Source organism: Stackebrandtia soli (assembly GCF_965137155.1).
Taxonomy (GTDB): domain Bacteria; phylum Actinomycetota; class Actinomycetes; order Mycobacteriales; family Micromonosporaceae; genus Stackebrandtia; species Stackebrandtia soli.
In genome coordinates this window covers 1-17382 of the sequence record NZ_CBCRZX010000070.1, presented here as the reverse complement: position 1 = coordinate 17382, position 17382 = coordinate 1, and the positions used below count along the sequence as shown (strand labels likewise).

9 protein-coding genes, 1 tRNA gene and 1 pseudogene are annotated in these 17382 nt (G+C 70.1%); 6 read left to right on the top strand and 5 right to left on the bottom strand.

From position 1 onward, the window contains the following. Positions 1-206: pseudogene (locus tag ACM9NP_RS23025) on the top strand (hypothetical protein); the annotation flags it as partial. 220 nt (positions 207-426) lie between these two features. Here ACM9NP_RS23025 and ACM9NP_RS23020 read toward each other — a convergent pair. Next, positions 427-1518, bottom strand: a complete 1092-nt coding sequence (locus ACM9NP_RS23020; protein WP_415648860.1) for a DUF3533 domain-containing protein — start codon at positions 1516-1518, stop codon at positions 427-429. A 194-nt stretch (positions 1519-1712) separates the two neighbouring features. Here ACM9NP_RS23020 and ACM9NP_RS23015 point away from each other — a divergent pair. After that, positions 1713-1785, top strand: a tRNA-Lys gene (locus tag ACM9NP_RS23015). Between the two features lie 407 nt (positions 1786-2192). On the opposite strand, the gene ACM9NP_RS23010 is transcribed toward ACM9NP_RS23015, so the two are convergent. Beyond that, positions 2193-3113 carry a hypothetical protein gene (locus ACM9NP_RS23010; RefSeq protein ID WP_415648859.1) on the bottom strand — a complete coding sequence of 307 codons (921 nt, stop codon included), beginning with the start codon at positions 3111-3113 and terminating at the stop codon, positions 2193-2195. Between the two features lie 154 nt (positions 3114-3267). Between ACM9NP_RS23010 and ACM9NP_RS23005 the strand changes: the two genes are divergently transcribed. Then, entirely contained in the window at positions 3268-4752 is a 1485-nt protein-coding gene (locus tag ACM9NP_RS23005; RefSeq protein ID WP_415648858.1) for a hypothetical protein, read from the top strand. A gap of 2 nt (positions 4753-4754) precedes the next feature. Beyond that, positions 4755-5936: a hypothetical protein gene (locus tag ACM9NP_RS23000; protein ID WP_415648857.1), complete on the top strand. Its 1182-nt coding sequence runs from the start codon at positions 4755-4757 to the stop codon at positions 5934-5936. An 89-nt stretch (positions 5937-6025) separates the two neighbouring features. Here the strand turns inward: ACM9NP_RS23000 and ACM9NP_RS22995 are convergent, their stop codons facing one another. Continuing rightward, a complete protein-coding gene (locus ACM9NP_RS22995) occupies positions 6026-7957 on the bottom strand; it encodes a HelD family protein (RefSeq protein WP_415648856.1) in 1932 nt (643 codons plus the stop codon). Positions 7958-8280: 323 nt separating this feature from the next. Between ACM9NP_RS22995 and ACM9NP_RS22990 the strand changes: the two genes are divergently transcribed. Together ACM9NP_RS22990 and ACM9NP_RS22985 are read left to right on the top strand one after the other, a co-directional pair. After that, the gene (locus ACM9NP_RS22990; protein WP_415648855.1) at positions 8281-10104 is read left to right on the top strand and encodes an HSP90 family protein; all 1824 of its coding nucleotides are present in this window, start codon (positions 8281-8283) and stop codon (positions 10102-10104) included. Positions 10105-11243: 1139 nt separating this feature from the next. Then, positions 11244-12893 (top strand): tetratricopeptide repeat protein (locus ACM9NP_RS22985; RefSeq protein WP_415648854.1); only part of this gene is annotated, 1650 nt, incomplete at its 5' end. A 158-nt stretch (positions 12894-13051) separates the two neighbouring features. On the opposite strand, the gene ACM9NP_RS22980 is transcribed toward ACM9NP_RS22985, so the two are convergent. Further along, positions 13052-14842, bottom strand: coding sequence for an ABC-F family ATP-binding cassette domain-containing protein (locus ACM9NP_RS22980; protein WP_415648853.1), 1791 nt, complete (start codon positions 14840-14842; stop codon positions 13052-13054). Between the two features lie 185 nt (positions 14843-15027). Next, positions 15028-17328: a DEAD/DEAH box helicase gene (locus tag ACM9NP_RS22975; protein ID WP_415648852.1), complete on the bottom strand. Its 2301-nt coding sequence runs from the start codon at positions 17326-17328 to the stop codon at positions 15028-15030. Between the last annotated feature and the right edge of the window lie 54 nt (positions 17329-17382).

Genomic DNA, 17382 nt, shown 5'->3' with positions numbered 1-17382 from the left:
CCGCTCCGACCCCGCCACCTCGAATGTCCACAGCGGATGATCCGTCGTGGCCGAGTGAGCCTCCGGGCGAGGAGCCGCCGCCAGACGAGGGTTTCTCGCCCCGTCGCGCGCCCGTTCAGCGCCCCGAGACGCTCGCGGGCGGCATCGCCGTCGAGGACGAGGCGATCGCCCTACTGCAACGGGAACTGGGCGCCCGCAAGCTCTAGGCACAACACTCCTTGGAGGACGTCCGTGTCGTACCGGATGACCGTGCCGATGACGACCTCCCACAACATTGCGAGCCTCCGCTTGGTTGGTTGAATTCTCCGCTTGGTTGGGCAAATGTTCGAATTAGGCGCGTTTTCGCAATTTGCCCAACCAAGCGGAACTTTTGCCCAACCAAGCGGAACTCGGGTGCCCGTCCGGCCCGAATCGGCCGCCCGACGCTCAGGCGTCGTTCGGGCGCGGTTCCTCGATCGGCGCGGGGCCGCCGTCGAAACCGGAGAGCCGCCCGCGTCGGTGCAGCAACGACGACCCGACCAGCATGATCAGCATTCCCGCGATCGCCCACACCGCGATCGTCAACAGGGGACGGTCCAGGCCGTTCGAGTCGAAGTAGACGACGTCCCGGATCGCCGACACCCCCGCCCCCGACGGCAGCCACGGGCCGGTCTCCCTCCAGAACGTCGGCAGCATCTCCGTGGCGAACGCGCCGCCGGCGCTCGGGTTGCCCCAGATGACGAACACGATCAACGTGACGCCGACACCGACCAGCCCGAACAGCACTTGAAGCGCCATCGTCACCGCCGCCGCGCAGAACACCAGCAGCGCGCCGATCCCGGCGATCTCGGCGAAGCGGCCCGTCAACGCGCCGAGCACCGGATCGACGATGACGGCGCCCAACAGGCCCGAGACGATCGCGTACGGCACCATCGCCGCGAGCCGGATGACGGCCCGTTGACGTGTCGCTGCACGCGATCCGCGTGAGACACCGAGGACCGCGGCCGCGAGATATCCGCCGACGATCCACCCCACGACCAGGTAGAACGCCGTCAGTCCGCGCGCGTCGCCGTCCTGGACGGGGGCGACATCGACGACGGTGAGTTGCCTGTTCTGTCGCTGCTCGACCGCCGTCATGAGCTCCTGGATCGCCGTCGTCAGTGATGCCCCGGCGCCCCCGGCGACGTACAGCACGTCGGTGGTGCTCGTCGGGTCCACGATCAGCGCGGACCGGGTGAACCCACTCTCGACGTTCTCCCGCGCGGTCTCGGCGTCGGCGACGACCTCGGCGTCGATCGGCTCGCCCGTCATCGCGTTGAGTTGCTGGACGAGGCGCGGGCCCGCGTCGCCGGGCGCGACGACGTCCATCGACACGCGGTGCAGGCCGGGATCGTGGAACGCCCCGACGTACGACAGGATGAACGCGAACTGAAGCAGCAGGACGCCCGCGACGAGCCAGAACGCCCGCCCCGCGATCGCGTCGCGGACATCGGCCATCAGCGAGTCGTTCACGGGCTTCTCGGTGTCGGTCGCGGTCATGACGTTCGCCCTCCCTGGCGTCCGGATCGTTTCGGGGGGCGGCCCGTCACCGATACGATCCGGTGTGGACCGAGCCGCCCGTATGTTAACCCGGTACGCGACGCCCGGGCCGGGATTCGCGGCTCGGACGAACATCATCGCCGTCGCATACCCGCTCGCCGCCGCCGCGCGCACCATGTAACCTGTTGCGGCGAGGGGCGTTAGCTCAACTGGCAGAGCTGTGGACTTTTAATCCATAGGTTCCGGGTTCGAGCCCCGGGCGCCCTACTTCCCAGACCCACCACCAGGTCCTTCACCCGGTGGTGGGTTTCCTCGTTTCCGGCGCGATTCCTCAAGGGCGCGACGACGGGCGGGAAGGAGCGAACGCTCGGCTCCGGCGGACGCCGACGAGGCCGTCGGCGATCGTAGCGATGGAGTCGAGTCGCGCGTCGAGGTGACGCTCTCGGCCCCGAGCTCGCGAGCCTCTGCGGGGATTCTCGGACGCGGCACGACGCCCGCGGCGGCGACTTCGGTCCACCGGTTCGCCCCGTGCTCGACGCGCCGATCGATCCGCGGGTCGGGGCCGCGGTCGGGACCGGACGGTGACGCCCACGGTGTACGCGACGGCAGCGCTCGTGAGCGCTATCCCGGAGCGATCGTCCTCGGTTTCGCCTTGGACGCGTCGACGGAGGCGGTCACGCGAAGACGTAGATCTCGATCGAGTCGGCGTCGGTGTTCGGCGGTGGGCCGTACTTGACGTTTATCTCCTGATAGGACCATCCATGAGGGATCGTCGTGGAACTCCCGATCTCGTCGGGTCGGTTCGCTCCGATGATGTCGCCGTCCTCGTTCCGGAAGATCGCGACCGCCCTCGGACTGTGGATGGCCTCCCCCTCCACTTCCACTCGGAAACGCAGCCGCAGCGTCCCGTCGGTGTCGACAAAGGATCCGATGCCGTCGCTGCCCCAGTACGGAACCTCGTCGCCCGCGCCGACCCAGTCCGACGTCAATTCGCTGACGTCGACGGCGTCCGCCGCGGTCGGTTGGTCGGCGGCCAGCCACCACCGCTCCGCGCTGATGGTCGGCTTCGCGTCGGCCACCTCGCCGTCGTCGATGTAACTGGTCGAACCGATGCCGACACGTTCGCCCGGCGCCAGGAGGGGAGTCATGACGTCGACGTCCCAGCCCGTGCCCTCGGTCAGCGACGAACCGTCCTCGCCCTTGACCGCCAACGCGACCGTCGCGATCGCGACCGAATCGGCGCTCGTGTTCTCGACGATGACGCCCCAGCTGATCTGGTCGTCCCCGGCCACGTCCTTCACCGGGGTGAACCCGTACTCGACGATCTCGACGGACCCGCCGTCGGCGGCCTCCGTGAACTCCTCGACCGGGGGGTCGACGGTTTGCTCGGTCTCGTCGATCGTCTCGGGTTCGTCGCCGGACGCGGACACGGAGGCGAACGCGACGCCGACGATCGCCACGACTCCCAGCGCGATGCCGCGAGTCCAGTACTGGCGCTTGAAGAAGGCGCGAAGCTCCGGCGTGACGGCCGGTGCGGTCGGGCCGGGCGGGTCCGCCTGGGCGGGCGGAGTCTCAGGGGTGTCGATGGTCGGCATTGCACACTGCTCCCGTGTCGTATCGGCACCAGGCTACGGCCACGGCGCAACCGGGTCGTCCGGACGGCTTGACAGCGCCGCTATCGTCGTTCCGAGTCGCCCCAGGTCACGGGAAGCCAGCGGGCGTATCGCCACGCCTCTCTTGGGAACTGACATGACGAATGACTCCACGCCGGGGCCCGATCCGGCCGTGCACGCCGGTGAGCCCGATCCCGGTTCGGGCGATCCGAGTGACGCGCCACCGTCCGTCGCCGACGCCCCCGTCGAGACCCCTTCGAGTGACCCCGGATCGGAGTCCACCGAAGCGGCGAGCTCCGACGACGACGGCGAATCCGAGCCCGAGGACGGCGATTCCAACTCCATCGATACGGCGACGTCCGGCGACGAGCATGAGCCCGGCGACGACTCGGAGTCCACCGAAGCGGCGAGCTCCGACCGCGAGTCCGAGCCCGGCGACGATGAGCCCGCGCCCGTCGACGGCGACTCCGGCGTTTCCGGTGAGACGAGCGCCCCCACGACGCGATCGATCGCGGCCACGTCGTGGGACGCCGAAAGGCTCGACCGGATTCAGAACCGCACCTGGTTGACCCTGGCGCTGTCGGTGATCGCCGTCGTGATCCTGCTCGTGAACTGGCCGGTCCCGCCGGAACAGCCGTCGAGCGCGCCGGACCACGTCGCCCGCTACTTCGACGCGATCCGCGCCGGGGACGTCCGAACGGCGCTCGACATGATGAACGTCGATCCCACGGGTGAGAAGGCGCGCTTCCTGCGCGCCGACGCGATCAGTCCTGACTGGACCGTTGAGTCGATAGTGGAGACGTCCCACTACGAACGCTACGACTACGAGGGTGACGAGGAGTCCACCGTCACCGTGACGCTCGCCGACGCCGACGGGGTGACGGCGAGCGGGACGATCGAACTGACGCGCGACTCCCCGGAGTCGGAGTGGACAATGGACATGGGGCTCCCCTCCATCAGTCTGACTCCGTCCTTCTTCGACTATTTCGACCTCAATGGAGTGACGGCGCCGATCGATCCGGCGTCGCGGTCGGAGGACGAGATCACCGCTTCGACCTACTACGTGCTTCCGGGCCTGTATCGCCTGTACGCGGGCAATCGCGACCTGTTCACGACCACGGAGGACACGATCCTCGTCCTGCCCGGCGAAGGCGAGTGGGAGTACGGCGTCCCGACGGTGGTACCAGAGATCACCGAGAAGGGCGAGAAGGCGGTGCAGGACGCCGTCAACGCGTACATCGACCAGTGCGCGAGCCTCGGCGAACCGGCCCTGTCGGGTTGCCCGTTCGGTGACGCCTACCTGGACGATCCGCGCGAGGACGGCTATTACCTGGACCTCGTCTACGACGCGACTTGGCGGATCGACGAGTATCCGGTCGTCACGGCCTCCCCCAACTACGGCGAATTCATGGTCGTCACGAGGAAGCGGGGCACGGCGACGCTCAGCGCCACCGGCGAGGAGAAGGAACGTCGGCCAGGGCAGCCGATCGACGTCACCGACGAATGCTTCATCGAACCGGACATCCTCGCCGTTAGCTTCGCCGTGGACGGAACGGTGAACGTCGCGGAGTCGAGGTACTCCCAGATCTCCGCCCGCGATCCCGAAACCTGTGAGGAGTGACAATGGACGATCAGTCGGCTTCGCGGCGCCTCGTCGCCGGTGTTCGACGCGCGGGCTCGGCGGCTCGTGGACGGTGGGGTGCCTGGTCGTGGCGTTGGCGCGCCGGTGTCGTCGCGGTCGCGGCGCTGCTCGTCGCCGCGCCCATCGTCATCCTGTCGGTGTCCTCCGACATGCGTGAAGACGGCGACGCCGCCGCCGTCGTCGCCTCCTATCTGGAAGCGGTGCACCGCAAGGACGTCGACGAGGCGCTGGAGTTCGCCACCCCCGTCGGGGCGGACAACGCGGTGTTCCTGACCGCCGACGCCCTCGACGACGCGTGGTCGATCGAGGAGGTCGAAACGGCGGAGATCGACGGCGACCGCGCGGCCGTGCGGGCCGTCATCGCGACCGACGACGCCACCGTCGACACCGAGTTCCGGCTGGTCCGAGTCGAAGGCGGGCCGTGGCGCCTGGTCCAACCGTTCGCCGAGGTCTCGTTCGCGCCGTCGGCCCTGGGCTACGTCGAGGTGAACGGCGAGCGGGTCCCGTACACGTCCGAGACGACCGCCGAGCGGTACCTCCTGTTCCCCGGCGCCTACCGCTTCTACACCGATGTGGACGGTCTGATGTCGACGAACCACGCGACGATCCCGATCCTTCCTGGGGCCTTCGATCGGATCGACCCCGATCCGGGCTTCGTGACCGCCGACGGTCTCGTCGGCGTCGAACCGACACTCGGCGACGACGCCGAGGCCGCGATCGCCAAGGCTCTGGACGCCCTCATGGACGAGTGCGCGTCGACCTCGGACGAGTACACCGACGTCGGCTGCCCCTTCGGGTCCAACTCCCGGATCGGCGAACTCTCGGGCTACGAGTACATGTGGGACTACAAGGGAATGGACTGGACGGTCCGGAAGGCGCCGAAGATCGACGTCGCCCCGGGCCCGTACGGCTTCGTCATCGAGACCGCCGAGCCCGGTGAGGTCCACGTGGAGGGCACGGGCGTTGAGGAGTCCTTCACTCAGGGCGAGGGCTTCGAACCGGTCGGCGACCGCCATGTCGAGGCGACGTGCGAGATCCGTGCCGAGCAGCTCGAGGCGTGGTTGACGGAGGGCGGCGAGTTCGTCGTGACGCCGTTCTCCGAGCGGACGCAACGGCTCGGCGTCGGATACGTTCCGGCGCAACGGACCGAGACCTGCCTGTAAACGGGCCCACTCGATCTGGCGTTGTGACCGCCCTTGGACCGTGAGGGTCGCGTCGAGGCCCGGCGGCGATCGACGCGACCGTTCAGGCGTCAGTCGGACAGCGGCCCCGGCAGGGGCTTGGCGTGCAGGACCGTGAGCCGGGAGACGGCCCTGGTCAAGACGACGTACAGGCGGCGCAGGCCCATCGGTTCCGCGTCGACGATCTCGCTCGGCTCGACCACGATCACGTGGTCGAACTCGAGGCCCTTCGCCTCGGTCGCGGGCACGACGCTGACCCTGTCGTCATCCCAACCGGGTAGACCGGCCGCGCGGTCGTCGGCGGCGATGACGGCCACCGAACCCTCGTAGGTCAGCGCCGCGCGCACGGCGGCGTCGAGGTCGTCGGCGCCGTCCAGGGGCAGCAGTTCGAGGAGGCCGTCGCGGCGCAGCGACCGCGCGGGCGGGACGTTGACGTCGAGGCTCGGCAGGAGCCGGTTCGCGAGGGCGATGACGTCGGCGGGCACCCGGAAGCCGGTGGTGAGGCCGACGACCTCGCCGTCGTCCTTTCCGAGGTGTCCCAGCGTGTCGGTCCAGTCCCGGGCGGCCCAGGGCGCGGTGCCTTGGGCGAGGTCGCCGAGGACGGTGACGGAGCCGTGCCGACAGCGTCGGGCGATGACGCGGCATTGCATGGGGGAGAGGTCCTGCGCCTCGTCGATGACGACATGGCCGAAGCCGGTGTGCCGGTCGAGGAGCCCCGCGATCTCGTCGAGGAGGACCGTGTCGGCGACGGAGTGCCGGACGGTGCGGGTCGTCGCCGCGAGCAGCGCCTGCTCGTCGTCGGTGAGGACCCCGTCGGCGGCCGTGGCTCGGAACTCGGCGTCGGTGTACAGCTTCGCGAGGAGCTTCTTGGGTTCGAGCTTGGGCCATACGGATTCGAGGAAGGCGGTGACGACCTTCGTGCGGCCCATGCGTCGGACCCAGACCTCGCTCGGTGACTCTCCACTGCGGATCTCGGCTTGGCGGCGCAGCCCCGTGACGATCTGGGCGCGCACGCGTTCGCGGCCGATCTCGTACGGGATGCCCTCGTCGCGGGTGTCGGCGACGGCGGCCCGCAGGTATTCGGTGCCGATGCGCCACCGCCAACCGCCCTCGGGGATCATCAGCGAGTCCTCGGGGAGCCGGACGTGCCCCCACACGGCCCGACGCAGGACCTCCGCCATCCGGACGTCGTGCTTGATCGCCTGGGCCGCGGTCGAATCGGTACCGCGAACGGGGACCGTGGCGGTCAAATCGTCCACTGTCGTCTGCGTGACGTCGACCTCGCCGAGAGTCGGTAGAACATTGTGGATGTACGACATGAAGGCCCGGTTCGGACCGACGATGAGCGCGCCCCCGCGTTTGAGCTGCGATCCGAACGCGTACAGCAGATACGCGGCGCGGTGCAGGCCGACGGCGGTCTTTCCGGTGCCCGGTGCCCCCTGGACGCAGATCGTGCGGGCGAGATCGGCGCGGACCAGGTCGTCCTGTTCGGGTTGGATCGTGGCGACGATGTCCCGCATCGGGCCGACGCGGGGACGTTCGATCTCGGCTGCCAGGATGCGCGAGGTCTCGCCCAACTCCGCGCCCGCGGCGAGGTTCTCGTCCTCGAAACCCGTCAACGCGCCGTCGGAGAAGCCGAAACGGCGGCGGAGGATCACGCCGAGTGAATCGCGGGCGGACGCCTGGTAGAACGTTCGCGACAGGGGAGCGCGCCAGTCCAACACCATCGGTGTGCCGGACTCGTCGACGACATGACGGCGTCCGATGTGGAAGTCCTCGGTGGTCCATTGCAGACGTCCGAAGAACAGTGGGGTGTCGGGCCGGTCGGCGAGGTCGGCGAGACGTTGCGCCTTCAGCTTTCCCAGCGCGTACGCGGCGAGCTCGTCGCCGGTGTTGTCGGTGATGTGCTCGGTGCGCTGCCGCATCCGCGCGAGCGCCGCGCGGGAGTCGTCGAGGTGGCTGCGTTCGTCGGAGAGGCTGGCGCGGGGCAGGGAGTCGTTCATGGGAGACCTTCGAGAAGCGGGAGAGCCCACCGCCGCTGGCTTGGCCGTCACCCCTTGACGTCCGAACTCGCCCGGCTGGAACGGGCCGCGTCTTCGTGCGGGACGCGGATCGACCACCCTACCGAACGCCGTCCGCCACGGCGACGGGTGCCGGAGGCGCGACGCCGGTGGTGTACGTGTCCTTGCCCACGTTCGTGGGGCGGCCCCGGGGCGGCTTCCCGACGAACATCGCGGGCGGCGAACGGTTCTCACCCGGCCGGGGCGCGGGGTCGGCCGTTTTTCGGAGGCGTCGCGTCATACCGCGCCGTTATGATTACGCGGCCATGTCACGTAATCCCACCTCCTCCAGTCCGTTCCAGGTTCATCTGCGCGGCATCGTCGAGTTGTTGAGCCGCAACATCTATTCCAGCGCGGACGTCTTCGTCCGGGAGCTGCTGCAAAACGGCTGCGACGCGATCGCGGCCCGCGCCGAGCGCGAAGGGCACGCCGGGCGAATCCGCATCACCCCGGCGTCCGCCGGGGGCGCGTTCGTCGTGGAGGACGACGGGATCGGGTTGACCGCCGAGGATGTCGGGGACTTTCTGTCGATCGTCGGCCGCAGCTCCAAGCGGGACATTTTGGACATGCCGCGTTCGGACCGGCTGGGCCAGTTCGGAATCGGACTGCTCAGTTGCTTCATGGTCAGTGACGACATCGTCGTTCGGTCGCGCGCGCTCGGTGGCGCCACCGCCGTCGAGTGGGTCGGGCACGCGGACGGGACGTACACGGTCACGGAGCTGCCCGACGAGGTCGCGGCCGCGATGCCGGTCGGCACCCGGGTCGAGTTGACTCCCCGTCCCGACTCGGCGCACCTGGTGACGCCGGAGCGGGTGCTCGCACTCGCGTCGCGATACGGCCGGTATCTGCCGACCGCCGTGACGGTCGAGCTGCCGGGCGGTGCCGAGTCGATCAATCGGGATCCGGTGTTCCTGGAGCCGTCGCCGTCTCGGTCGTCCCTGGAGTTCGGGCGGGAGGTCCTCGGGGCGGAGCCCTTCGAGGCGATTCCGGTGTGGGTTCCGGCGACGCAGACGCGCGGCACCGCGTACGTGCTGCCCTTCGCGCCGTCGCCGGGCGCGAAGCAGTCGAACCGGGTCTATCTCGGTGGAATGCTGTTGTCGGAGCGGGTCGAGGCGCTGCTGCCGGAGTGGGCCTTCTTCGTCCGCGTGGTCGCCGACACGAAGGGCCTGCGGCCCACGGCGTCTCGCGAGGCGCTCATCGACGACGACGCTCTCGAGCACACGCGCTCCGAACTGGGCGCCGCGCTTCGCCGGTGGGTGATCGGTCTCGGTTCGGCTCAGCCGCACCGGCTCGCGGCGTTCCTCGCCGTCCATCATCTGTCGCTGCGGGCGCTGCTGCTGCACGACGACGAGTTGGCGCGTTTCCTGGTGCCGTGGCTGCCGGTGGACACGTCGGCGGGACCGTCGACGTACGGGGAGCTGGCGCGTCGCGGCACGATTCGGTACACCGAGACCGTCGACGAGTTCCGGCAGTTGGCCGGCATCGCGCGCGCGGACGCGCCGATCGTCAACGCGGGATACGTCTACGACACCGAGATCATGCGGATGTTGCCGGACATCATCCCGGGAGCGGTCGTCGAGTTGACGACGGTCGCCGACGAGATCGACGCGCTGGACATGCCGCCGTTGTCGGAGCGCGCGGCCGCGCGGGCGCTTCAGTCGCGCGCCGACGCCGCCTTGTCTGATTTGGACTGCATGACCTCGGTCCGGTCCTTCGCCCCCGACACGGTTCCCGCCCTGTACGTCGCGGACCCGCAGGTCCTGCGGCGGCTCCGTCGCGAGCAGGCGAGCGAGTCCGGTGGGCTGTGGGCGAACGTCATGGGCCGCATCGGCGAGAGTGACCCCGAAGTGGACGGTTCGGCGAGCACCCTCGCGCTGAACTGGCGGAATCGTCTGATCCGGACCCTGGCGTCGGTCACCGACGACGCCGTCGTCGCGCGCACCATTAGAATCCTTTATGTACAGTCTCTGTTGGCGGGTCACCGGCCGTTGAGCGCCGCCGATCGGACCGCCCTGACCGACGCCATGACCGACATCGTGCATCTCAGCGTCGGCATCGACGCCCCCACCCTCCCCAGCATCGAAGGATGACAGTGGACCCCGCGACGACGATCCAGACGCTGTTCGCCAAGATCGACGACACCCCGTACGGCCCGGCCGAACGCGCCCTCATCGACGAGGCCGTCGCGCTCGCCGACGAGACCGGCGAGGACCGTCTCGCCTACGAGGCGCGGCTACGGCTCATCACCTCCGCGAAGATGACGGGTGACACGGAGACGCTCCTGGCGACGTTCGCGTGGTGCGTCGGCCGAAACGCCGCCGACCCGGTCCGCTTCCCGCTCAGCGTCGACGACAACGACCTGCTGTGGTTCTACAAGTGGATGGCGGGGACGCTCGCCGCCGACCCGATGTTCGACCGCGCGATGATCACCGACTGCCTCGACCAGATGGAGACGGCCTACACGAACGCGGGCGTCGGCCTGTCCGGCGTGCACCAGGCCCGTTTCTGGGACGCGTTCATGGCGGGCCGAATGGACGAGGCGGGGCGCCTTCTCTCGATCGTCCAGGCCACGCCCCGCGACGACTACAGTCACTGCGACGCGTGCGTTCGCAGCGAGGAGGCCCACTTCCGTTACGCCACCGGCGATGTCGACGCCGGGCTGACCCTGCTCGACGAGATGTTCACCGAGCGCGTTTCCTGCGCCGACGAACCCGAGGGCTGCTCCTCCGCGTCGCTCATCCCGCTCCTGCGCGCCGGGCGGCTCGACGACGCCAGACAGCACCACTTCCGGTCGTACCGGCACGCCCGCGTCAACCCGGACAACCTCCGCATGGTGTCCCACCACCTCCAGTTCCTCGCCGTCACCGGCAACACCCAGCGCGGCCTGGAACTGCTCGAACGGCACCTGCCCTGGCTCGTCCACGACGGACTCAACGCCGACGCGCACCTCGCGGCGCTCACCTCATTCGCGATGCTCGGCCACGCCATCGACAGCGACGGACACGGCGACCAGCTCGTCCGGGACGCCCCCGGCCTGTCCCGCTACCTCGGCGAACACGACGGCCCCTGGACCGTCCGGGACCTGACCGTCGCGTGCTGGCGCGCCGCCGACGAACTCGCGGTCCGCTTCGACACCCGCAACGGCAACGACTACCAGAGGACCCAGCTCGCCGCCGCCCGCGAACTCGTCGACACCCGCTGGGAAGTGCCGCTCGGCGGCGCCGCCGANCCGCCCACCCCGCACGTCAGCGTCACCGAACCCGTCGACGCCGCCGGATGGCTCGACCGGGGCCGGTCCCTCGCCGCCGTCGACGACCACCGCGCCGCACTCGACGCACTCACCACGGCCATGCGCCTGTCGACCGACCCCGCCGAACGCGCCGTCATCGGCACGGGCAAGATCCGCCTCCTCGTCAACGGCGGCCGCCTCACCGAGGCGACCACCGCCCACGACGAGTACGTCGGCAACCTCGTCGCCAGTGGACAGACGGTCCTCGCCGACGCCGAGCGCGAACACGGCCTCCTGCTCCACGGGCACACCCAGCCCACCGACCACGACCGGCTGCGGCGCCTCGCCACCGACCACGACGACGCCGAGGTATCGACCCGCGCGCTCCTCGCCGCGTCCCGCGCCATCGGCGAGGACGACCCGGTCGCCAGCGACGAGCTGTGCCGCGCCGCGCACGCGCTCGCCGAATCCTCGGGCCTCGACAGTCTGGCCCTGGAAGCCATGCACGGCTTGCTCATCAGCGCGATCCGGGTGCCCCGGGCGCCCGAGGACGTCCTGGCCGTCGCCGAGCGTCTGCTCGCCGTCGAGACCAACCCGGGCCGCCGCATCCGCGTCCTCGAGATGCAGACGATGACGCTCGGCACCCAGCACGAACTCGACGCCGCGCTCGTCGCCGCGGACGAGGCGCTCGCCCTCGCCGTCGGCATCGGCAGCCACACCGGGACCGCGCACCTCGCCCGTCTGACCGCCCGCGTGGCCACCGAACTCGGCCGCGCCGAGGACGCCGTATCGCGCTGGCAGCTCGCCCTTCGCGAAGCGACGCTCGCCGACGAGAACACCTATGTGGAGCGTATCGAGCTCGCCCAGCAGCTCCTCCTCGTCGACCGCGCCCACGAGGCCGTCGAACTCCTCCGCGACCTCGTGTCCGAACTGGAGGACAAGGACGACGGCGCCGAGACGCTCGAACAACTCGCGCACTGCCTGTTCGCCCTCGGTATCGCCTTCCGGCGCTGCGGGGAGGACTCCGAGGCGTACAACGCGTTCCTCGAATCCGTCCAGATCGCGCACGAGGCGGACGCCCTCGTGATCGCGGCCCGTTCCGGCGAGAAGCTCGGCGCGCTGCTGCTGGAACACGACGACGACGAGGCCGTCGACGTGCTCGACACGGCCCTGGAGGACGCCCGTTCGCAGGACGCCACGGCGATCATCGTCGACACCCTGCACACGCGCGGCCGGGCCCGTTGCCGGTTCGGTGACGCGGCCGGGCTCTCCGACCTCGACGAGGCGCTCGGCCTCGCCGCCGAATCGGCACCCCGGTGGATGCACGCCGACATCACCGACTCGATCGCCCGCGGCCTGTTCCACCTCGACCGCGTCGACGAGGCGATCAGCACGGCCCTGCGCGCGGCCGACGCCTTCGTCGACCTGCGCAACGACGTCGGCGCCGGCATGGCGCTGCTGTTCGCCGGGGAGGTCCTGGCCGACGGTCAACGGTACGACGAGGCCGTCGTCATCCTCGCCGACGCGATCCCCCGTCTCGTCTCCGTCCAGCAGTTCCACGCCCGCGCGTGCCTGCTCGCGGGCGACGCCTACGAGCACCTGGGTCGGCACGCGGAGGCCAAGGACGTCCGCGCCGAGATCGACGGCTGAGCCGACGTCGGATCGCCGTGTCGATCGGCGGTGTCGGAGCCGCGCGGCTTCGTCTGGAGGGCCGCCATGCCTTGGCGCTCAACGGCACCCGCTCGAACGAGATCAGGCCACCCGCGCGGGTGGCCTGATCTGGAAGGTCGCGAGTCGTCCCGGGGGGGTCAGTCCTCGGAGAGTTCGAGCCAGCGGTTCTCGAGGTTCTCCCGGGTGTCGGCCAGGGTGGCCGAACGGGCCGTGAGTTGGGCGAGCTTCGTCGAGTCGGTGGCGTGGACGGCCATGTCCTCGTGGAGCTTCGCCTCCTCCGCCGTGAGCTTGTCGAGCTGCCGTTCGATCTTCGCCAGCTCCTTCTTGGCGGCACGGGCGTCCGCCGAGGGCTTCGGCTTCGCTCCGCCGGTCGACGTCGGTGTCGACCCCAATCCACTGTCCATTTGCTCCCGGCGGCGGCGCAGGTACTCCTCGATCCCGCCGGGGAGCATCCGCAGGTTCCGGTCGCCGAGCAGCGCCTGGACGACGTCCGTCGTGCGCTCCACGAAGTACCTGTCGTGGCTGACGACGACGAGCGATCCGGGCCAGCCGTCGAGGAGGTCCTCAAGCTGGGTGAGCGTCTCGATGTCGAGGTCATTCGTCGGTTCGTCGAGGAACAGGACGTTCGGCTCGTCCATCAGCAGTCGCAGCAGCTGCAGGCGTCGGCGTTCGCCACCGGACAGGTCACCGACGGGTGTCCACTGCTTCGTCCCGGTGAAGCCGAACTGTTCGCACAGCTGGCTCGCCGACAGCTGGCGTTTGCCGAGGTCGACGTGTTCGCGGACGCGTTGCACCGCTTCGAGGACCCGCCAGGTCGGGTCGAGTTCGGCGACCTCCTGCGACAGGTACGCCAGCCGAACGGTCTTGCCGACCTTGATGACGCCCTTGGCGGGTTGGCGTTCGTCGAACGCGGCCGTCGCGAGGGCGCGCAGCAGTGAGGTCTTACCCGCGCCGTTGACGCCGACGAGGCCGATCCGGTCGCCCGGGCCGAGCTGCCACGTCAGGTCCGACAGCAGGGTCTTGTCGCCGGCGGTGATGGTGACGTCCTCGAGATCGAAGACGGTCTTGCCGAGCCGGGAGTTGGCGAAGCTCATGAGTTCCGGCTGGTCGCGCGCGGGCGGCTCGTCCGCGATGAGCGCGTTCGCCGCGTCGATGCGGAACTTCGGTTTCGAGGTCCGGGCCGGTGGGCCGCGTCGCAGCCACGCGAGTTCCTTGCGCATCAGATTGGAGCGCTTGTCGGCCTCGACGGCGGCGATGCGTTCGCGTTCGGCGCGGGCGAGGACGTACGCGGAGTAGCCGCCCTCGTATTCGAAGACCTGCCCGTCCTGGACGTCCCAGACGCGGGTGCACACCTCGTCGAGGAACCAGCGGTCGTGCGTGACGACCGCGAAGGCGCCCTTGCGTTGCCGCATGTGTCGGGCGAGCCAGTCGATGCCCTCGACGTCGAGGTGGTTCGTCGGCTCGTCGAGGAGGAGGACGTCGGCGTCGGTGATGAGGAGCTGCGCGAGGGCGACACGGCGGCGTTCGCCTCCCGACAGCGGACCGACGGTCGAGTCGAGACCGTGGGAGAGGCCCGGCAGGTCGAGTCCGCCGAACAGTCCGGTGAGGACGTCGCGGGTGCGGGCGTCGGACGCCCACTCGTGTTCGGCCATGCCACCGAGGACCTGGTCGCGGACGGTCGCGTCGGGGTCGAGGGTGTCCCGCTGCGTCAGCAGGCCGACGCGGAGACCGCCCGACCAGGTGACGCGGCCGGAGTCCGCGGGTTCGGTCTTGCCGAGGAGCGACAGCAGGGTGGTCTTGCCGTCCCCGTTGCGGCCGACGATGCCGACGCGGTCGCCGTCGGAGAGACCGAGCGACACGCCGTCGAGGAGGGTTCGGTTCGGGTACGCCTTGCCGACGGTTTCCAGGTTGATGAGGTTCGTCGCCATCAGCAGCCCGGTCGTGTCGTTTGAGTCAGCACGGCGGTCAACGATACGCGGAACCGCGGATGGCGGCGGCGCGGCCTCCGGACGAGCGTCGGCACGGTGGGGCTGCGGCCGGGTTCGCGGTCGGGTCGCTCTCGGCGGGCACGTCGAGGGACGCGGAGTGGACGGCGTTTTGAGTCCGTTATGGACTATGGGCGCGGGGGTCGGTCGAGGACCCGCAGGACCAGTTCGAGGACGGCGACGGCTCCCGGTTTGTGGAGGGGGTCGTTGCCGTTGCCGCATTTGGGGGATTGGACGCAGGACGGGCAGCCGGTCGCGCAGTCGCACGCGGCGATCGCGTCACGCGTCGCGGTGAGCCAGTCCCGCCAGGCGACGAAGCCGCGTTCGGCGAAGCCCGCCCCACCGTGGTGCCCGTCGTAGACGAACACGGACGGGCAGTCGGTGTCGGCGTGGCGGGGCGTGGACAGGCCGCCGATGTCCCACCGGTCGCAGGTCGCGATGAGCGGCATCAGGCCGATCGCGGCGTGCTCGGCGGCGTGCAGGCTGCCGGGGACGTCGGCGCGGACGACGCCGGCCTCGGCGAGCGCGTTCTCGCTGATCGTCCACCACACGGCGACGGTGCGCAGGGTGCTCGGCGGGAGGTCGAGGGGGATCTCGTCCATGAGCTCGCCGCCGGGGAGGCGCCGCCGCTGGTAGGCGACGACCTGATTGGTGACTTCGACGTCGCCGTAGTACAGGGCGATCGGGCCGTGCGCGATCCGGTCGCGGACGTTGAGGATCTCCAGGTCGGTCGTCGTGCGCGGATGGGTCGACCACTCGGGGCGGGCGGAGCGCACGAACGCGGCCCCGTCGTCCTCGTCGAGCGCGTCCACGAGATACGACAGTCCCTTGTGTAGATAGACGGCGCCGGGGTGGACGAGTTGGTGGACGCTGGCGGCGTCGACGGTGCCGAGCAGTTCGCCGGAATCTCCCTCGATGACGTCGACGGGTGTCCCCGCCGAACCACGAAGTGGCACTTGTGGACGGTTGCGTCCGGTGTAGTACCAACCGGTCGGGCGTCGCCGGACGAGCCGCGCCTCCGCGAGCTGTGCGAGCAGGGGTTCGGCGGCCCTCGCGTCGAAAAGGTCGAGATCGGCGTCACGCAGCGGCGCCTCGTCGGCCGCGCAGAGCAGGTGCGGTCCGAGGATGTACGGGTTCGTCGGGTCGAGGACGGTCGCCTCGACCGGCCGGGCGAAGATCGCCTCGGGGTGGTTGACGAGGTAGGTGTCGAGCGGATCGTCGCGGGCGACGAGGATCGCGAGCGCGGGGACGTCGCCGCGTCCGGCCCGCCCGGCCTGCTGCCACAGGGACGCGAGCGTTCCGGGATAGCCGCACAGGAGGACCGCGTCGAGGCCGTCGATGTCGATGCCGAGTTCGAGGGCGTTCGTCGCGGCGAGGCCGAGTAGTTCACCGTCGCGCAGCGCGGACTCGATGGCCCGCCGGTCGTCGCGCAGGTATCCGGACCGGTACGCGGCGACGCGGTTCGAACGACCCGACCCCGCGAGGTGTTCACGGGCGAGCGAGGCGACGAGTTCGACGCCACGCCGGGACCGGACGAACGCGACGGTCCGGGTCTGTCGGTTGGCGAGACCGGCGAGGAGTTCCGCGGACTCCGTGAGCGCGGATCGTCGCGTGGGCGCGCCGTGTTCGCCCGTGATGTCGGGAAGCAGCGGGGGCTCCCACAGCCCGAACGTGACGCCGGGGTGCGGGGACGCGTCCTCGACGACGGCGGTCATGTCGACGCCGCACAGTCTGCCCGCGCCGTGGGCGGGGTCGCCGGTCGTCGCGGACGCGGCGATGAATACGGGCTTGGCTCCGTAGTGTTCGGCGAGCCGCCGCAGCCGCCGCAACACCAGCGCGACATGGGAACCGAAGACGCCACGGTAGGCGTGGCATTCGTCGACGATGACGTAGCGCAGGCCGCGCAACAGCCGGATCCAGCGGTCGTGTCGCGGCAGGATCGCGTAGTGCAGCATGTCCGGGTTCGTCAGGACGAGGCTGCCGTGTCGGGCGATCCACTGGCGCTGCTCGTAGGGCGTGTCGCCGTCGAGCGTGACGGCGGCGAGCCCGTCGAGGTCGAGCCGGTTGAGGGAACGGCTCTGGTCGGTGGCGAGCGCCTTCGTCGGCGACAGGTACAGCGCGGTGGCGCCGTCGTCGGCGTCGAGGGCCGCCAGGACCGGCAACTGGTAGGCGAGGCTCTTGCCGGACGCCGTGCCCGTCGCGATGACCGTGTGACGTCCACTATGGGCGAGGCTCGCAGCGGTGGCCTGATGCCGCCACGGCCGTTCGACACCGGTCGCGACGAGCTGCTTGACGACCTCCGGCGGAACCCAGTCCGGCCAGTCGACGGGATCGGCCTGCCGCGGTGGGACGTCGTGCACGTGACGCAGCGGCTCCCCGTCCCGGAACACGGCGAGCCGCCGCAACAGGTCAGCGGGGGCGAGGTCCACGGTTTCGATGGTAGAGGCACGCACCCACCCCGGCCGCCACGCCAGCCCCCACCG

Coding starts and splice junctions, on each gene's coding strand:
- ACM9NP_RS23020 (WP_415648860.1), bottom strand. CDS start 1,518: ATGACCGCGACCGACACCGAGAAGCCCGTGAACGACTCGCTGATGGCC.
- ACM9NP_RS23010 (WP_415648859.1), bottom strand. CDS start 3,113: ATGCCGACCATCGACACCCCTGAGACTCCGCCCGCCCAGGCGGACCCG.
- ACM9NP_RS23005 (WP_415648858.1), top strand. CDS start 3,268: ATGACGAATGACTCCACGCCGGGGCCCGATCCGGCCGTGCACGCCGGT.
- ACM9NP_RS23000 (WP_415648857.1), top strand. CDS start 4,755: ATGGACGATCAGTCGGCTTCGCGGCGCCTCGTCGCCGGTGTTCGACGC.
- ACM9NP_RS22995 (WP_415648856.1), bottom strand. CDS start 7,957: ATGAACGACTCCCTGCCCCGCGCCAGCCTCTCCGACGAACGCAGCCAC.
- ACM9NP_RS22990 (WP_415648855.1), top strand. CDS start 8,281: ATGTCACGTAATCCCACCTCCTCCAGTCCGTTCCAGGTTCATCTGCGC.
- ACM9NP_RS22980 (WP_415648853.1), bottom strand. CDS start 14,842: ATGGCGACGAACCTCATCAACCTGGAAACCGTCGGCAAGGCGTACCCG.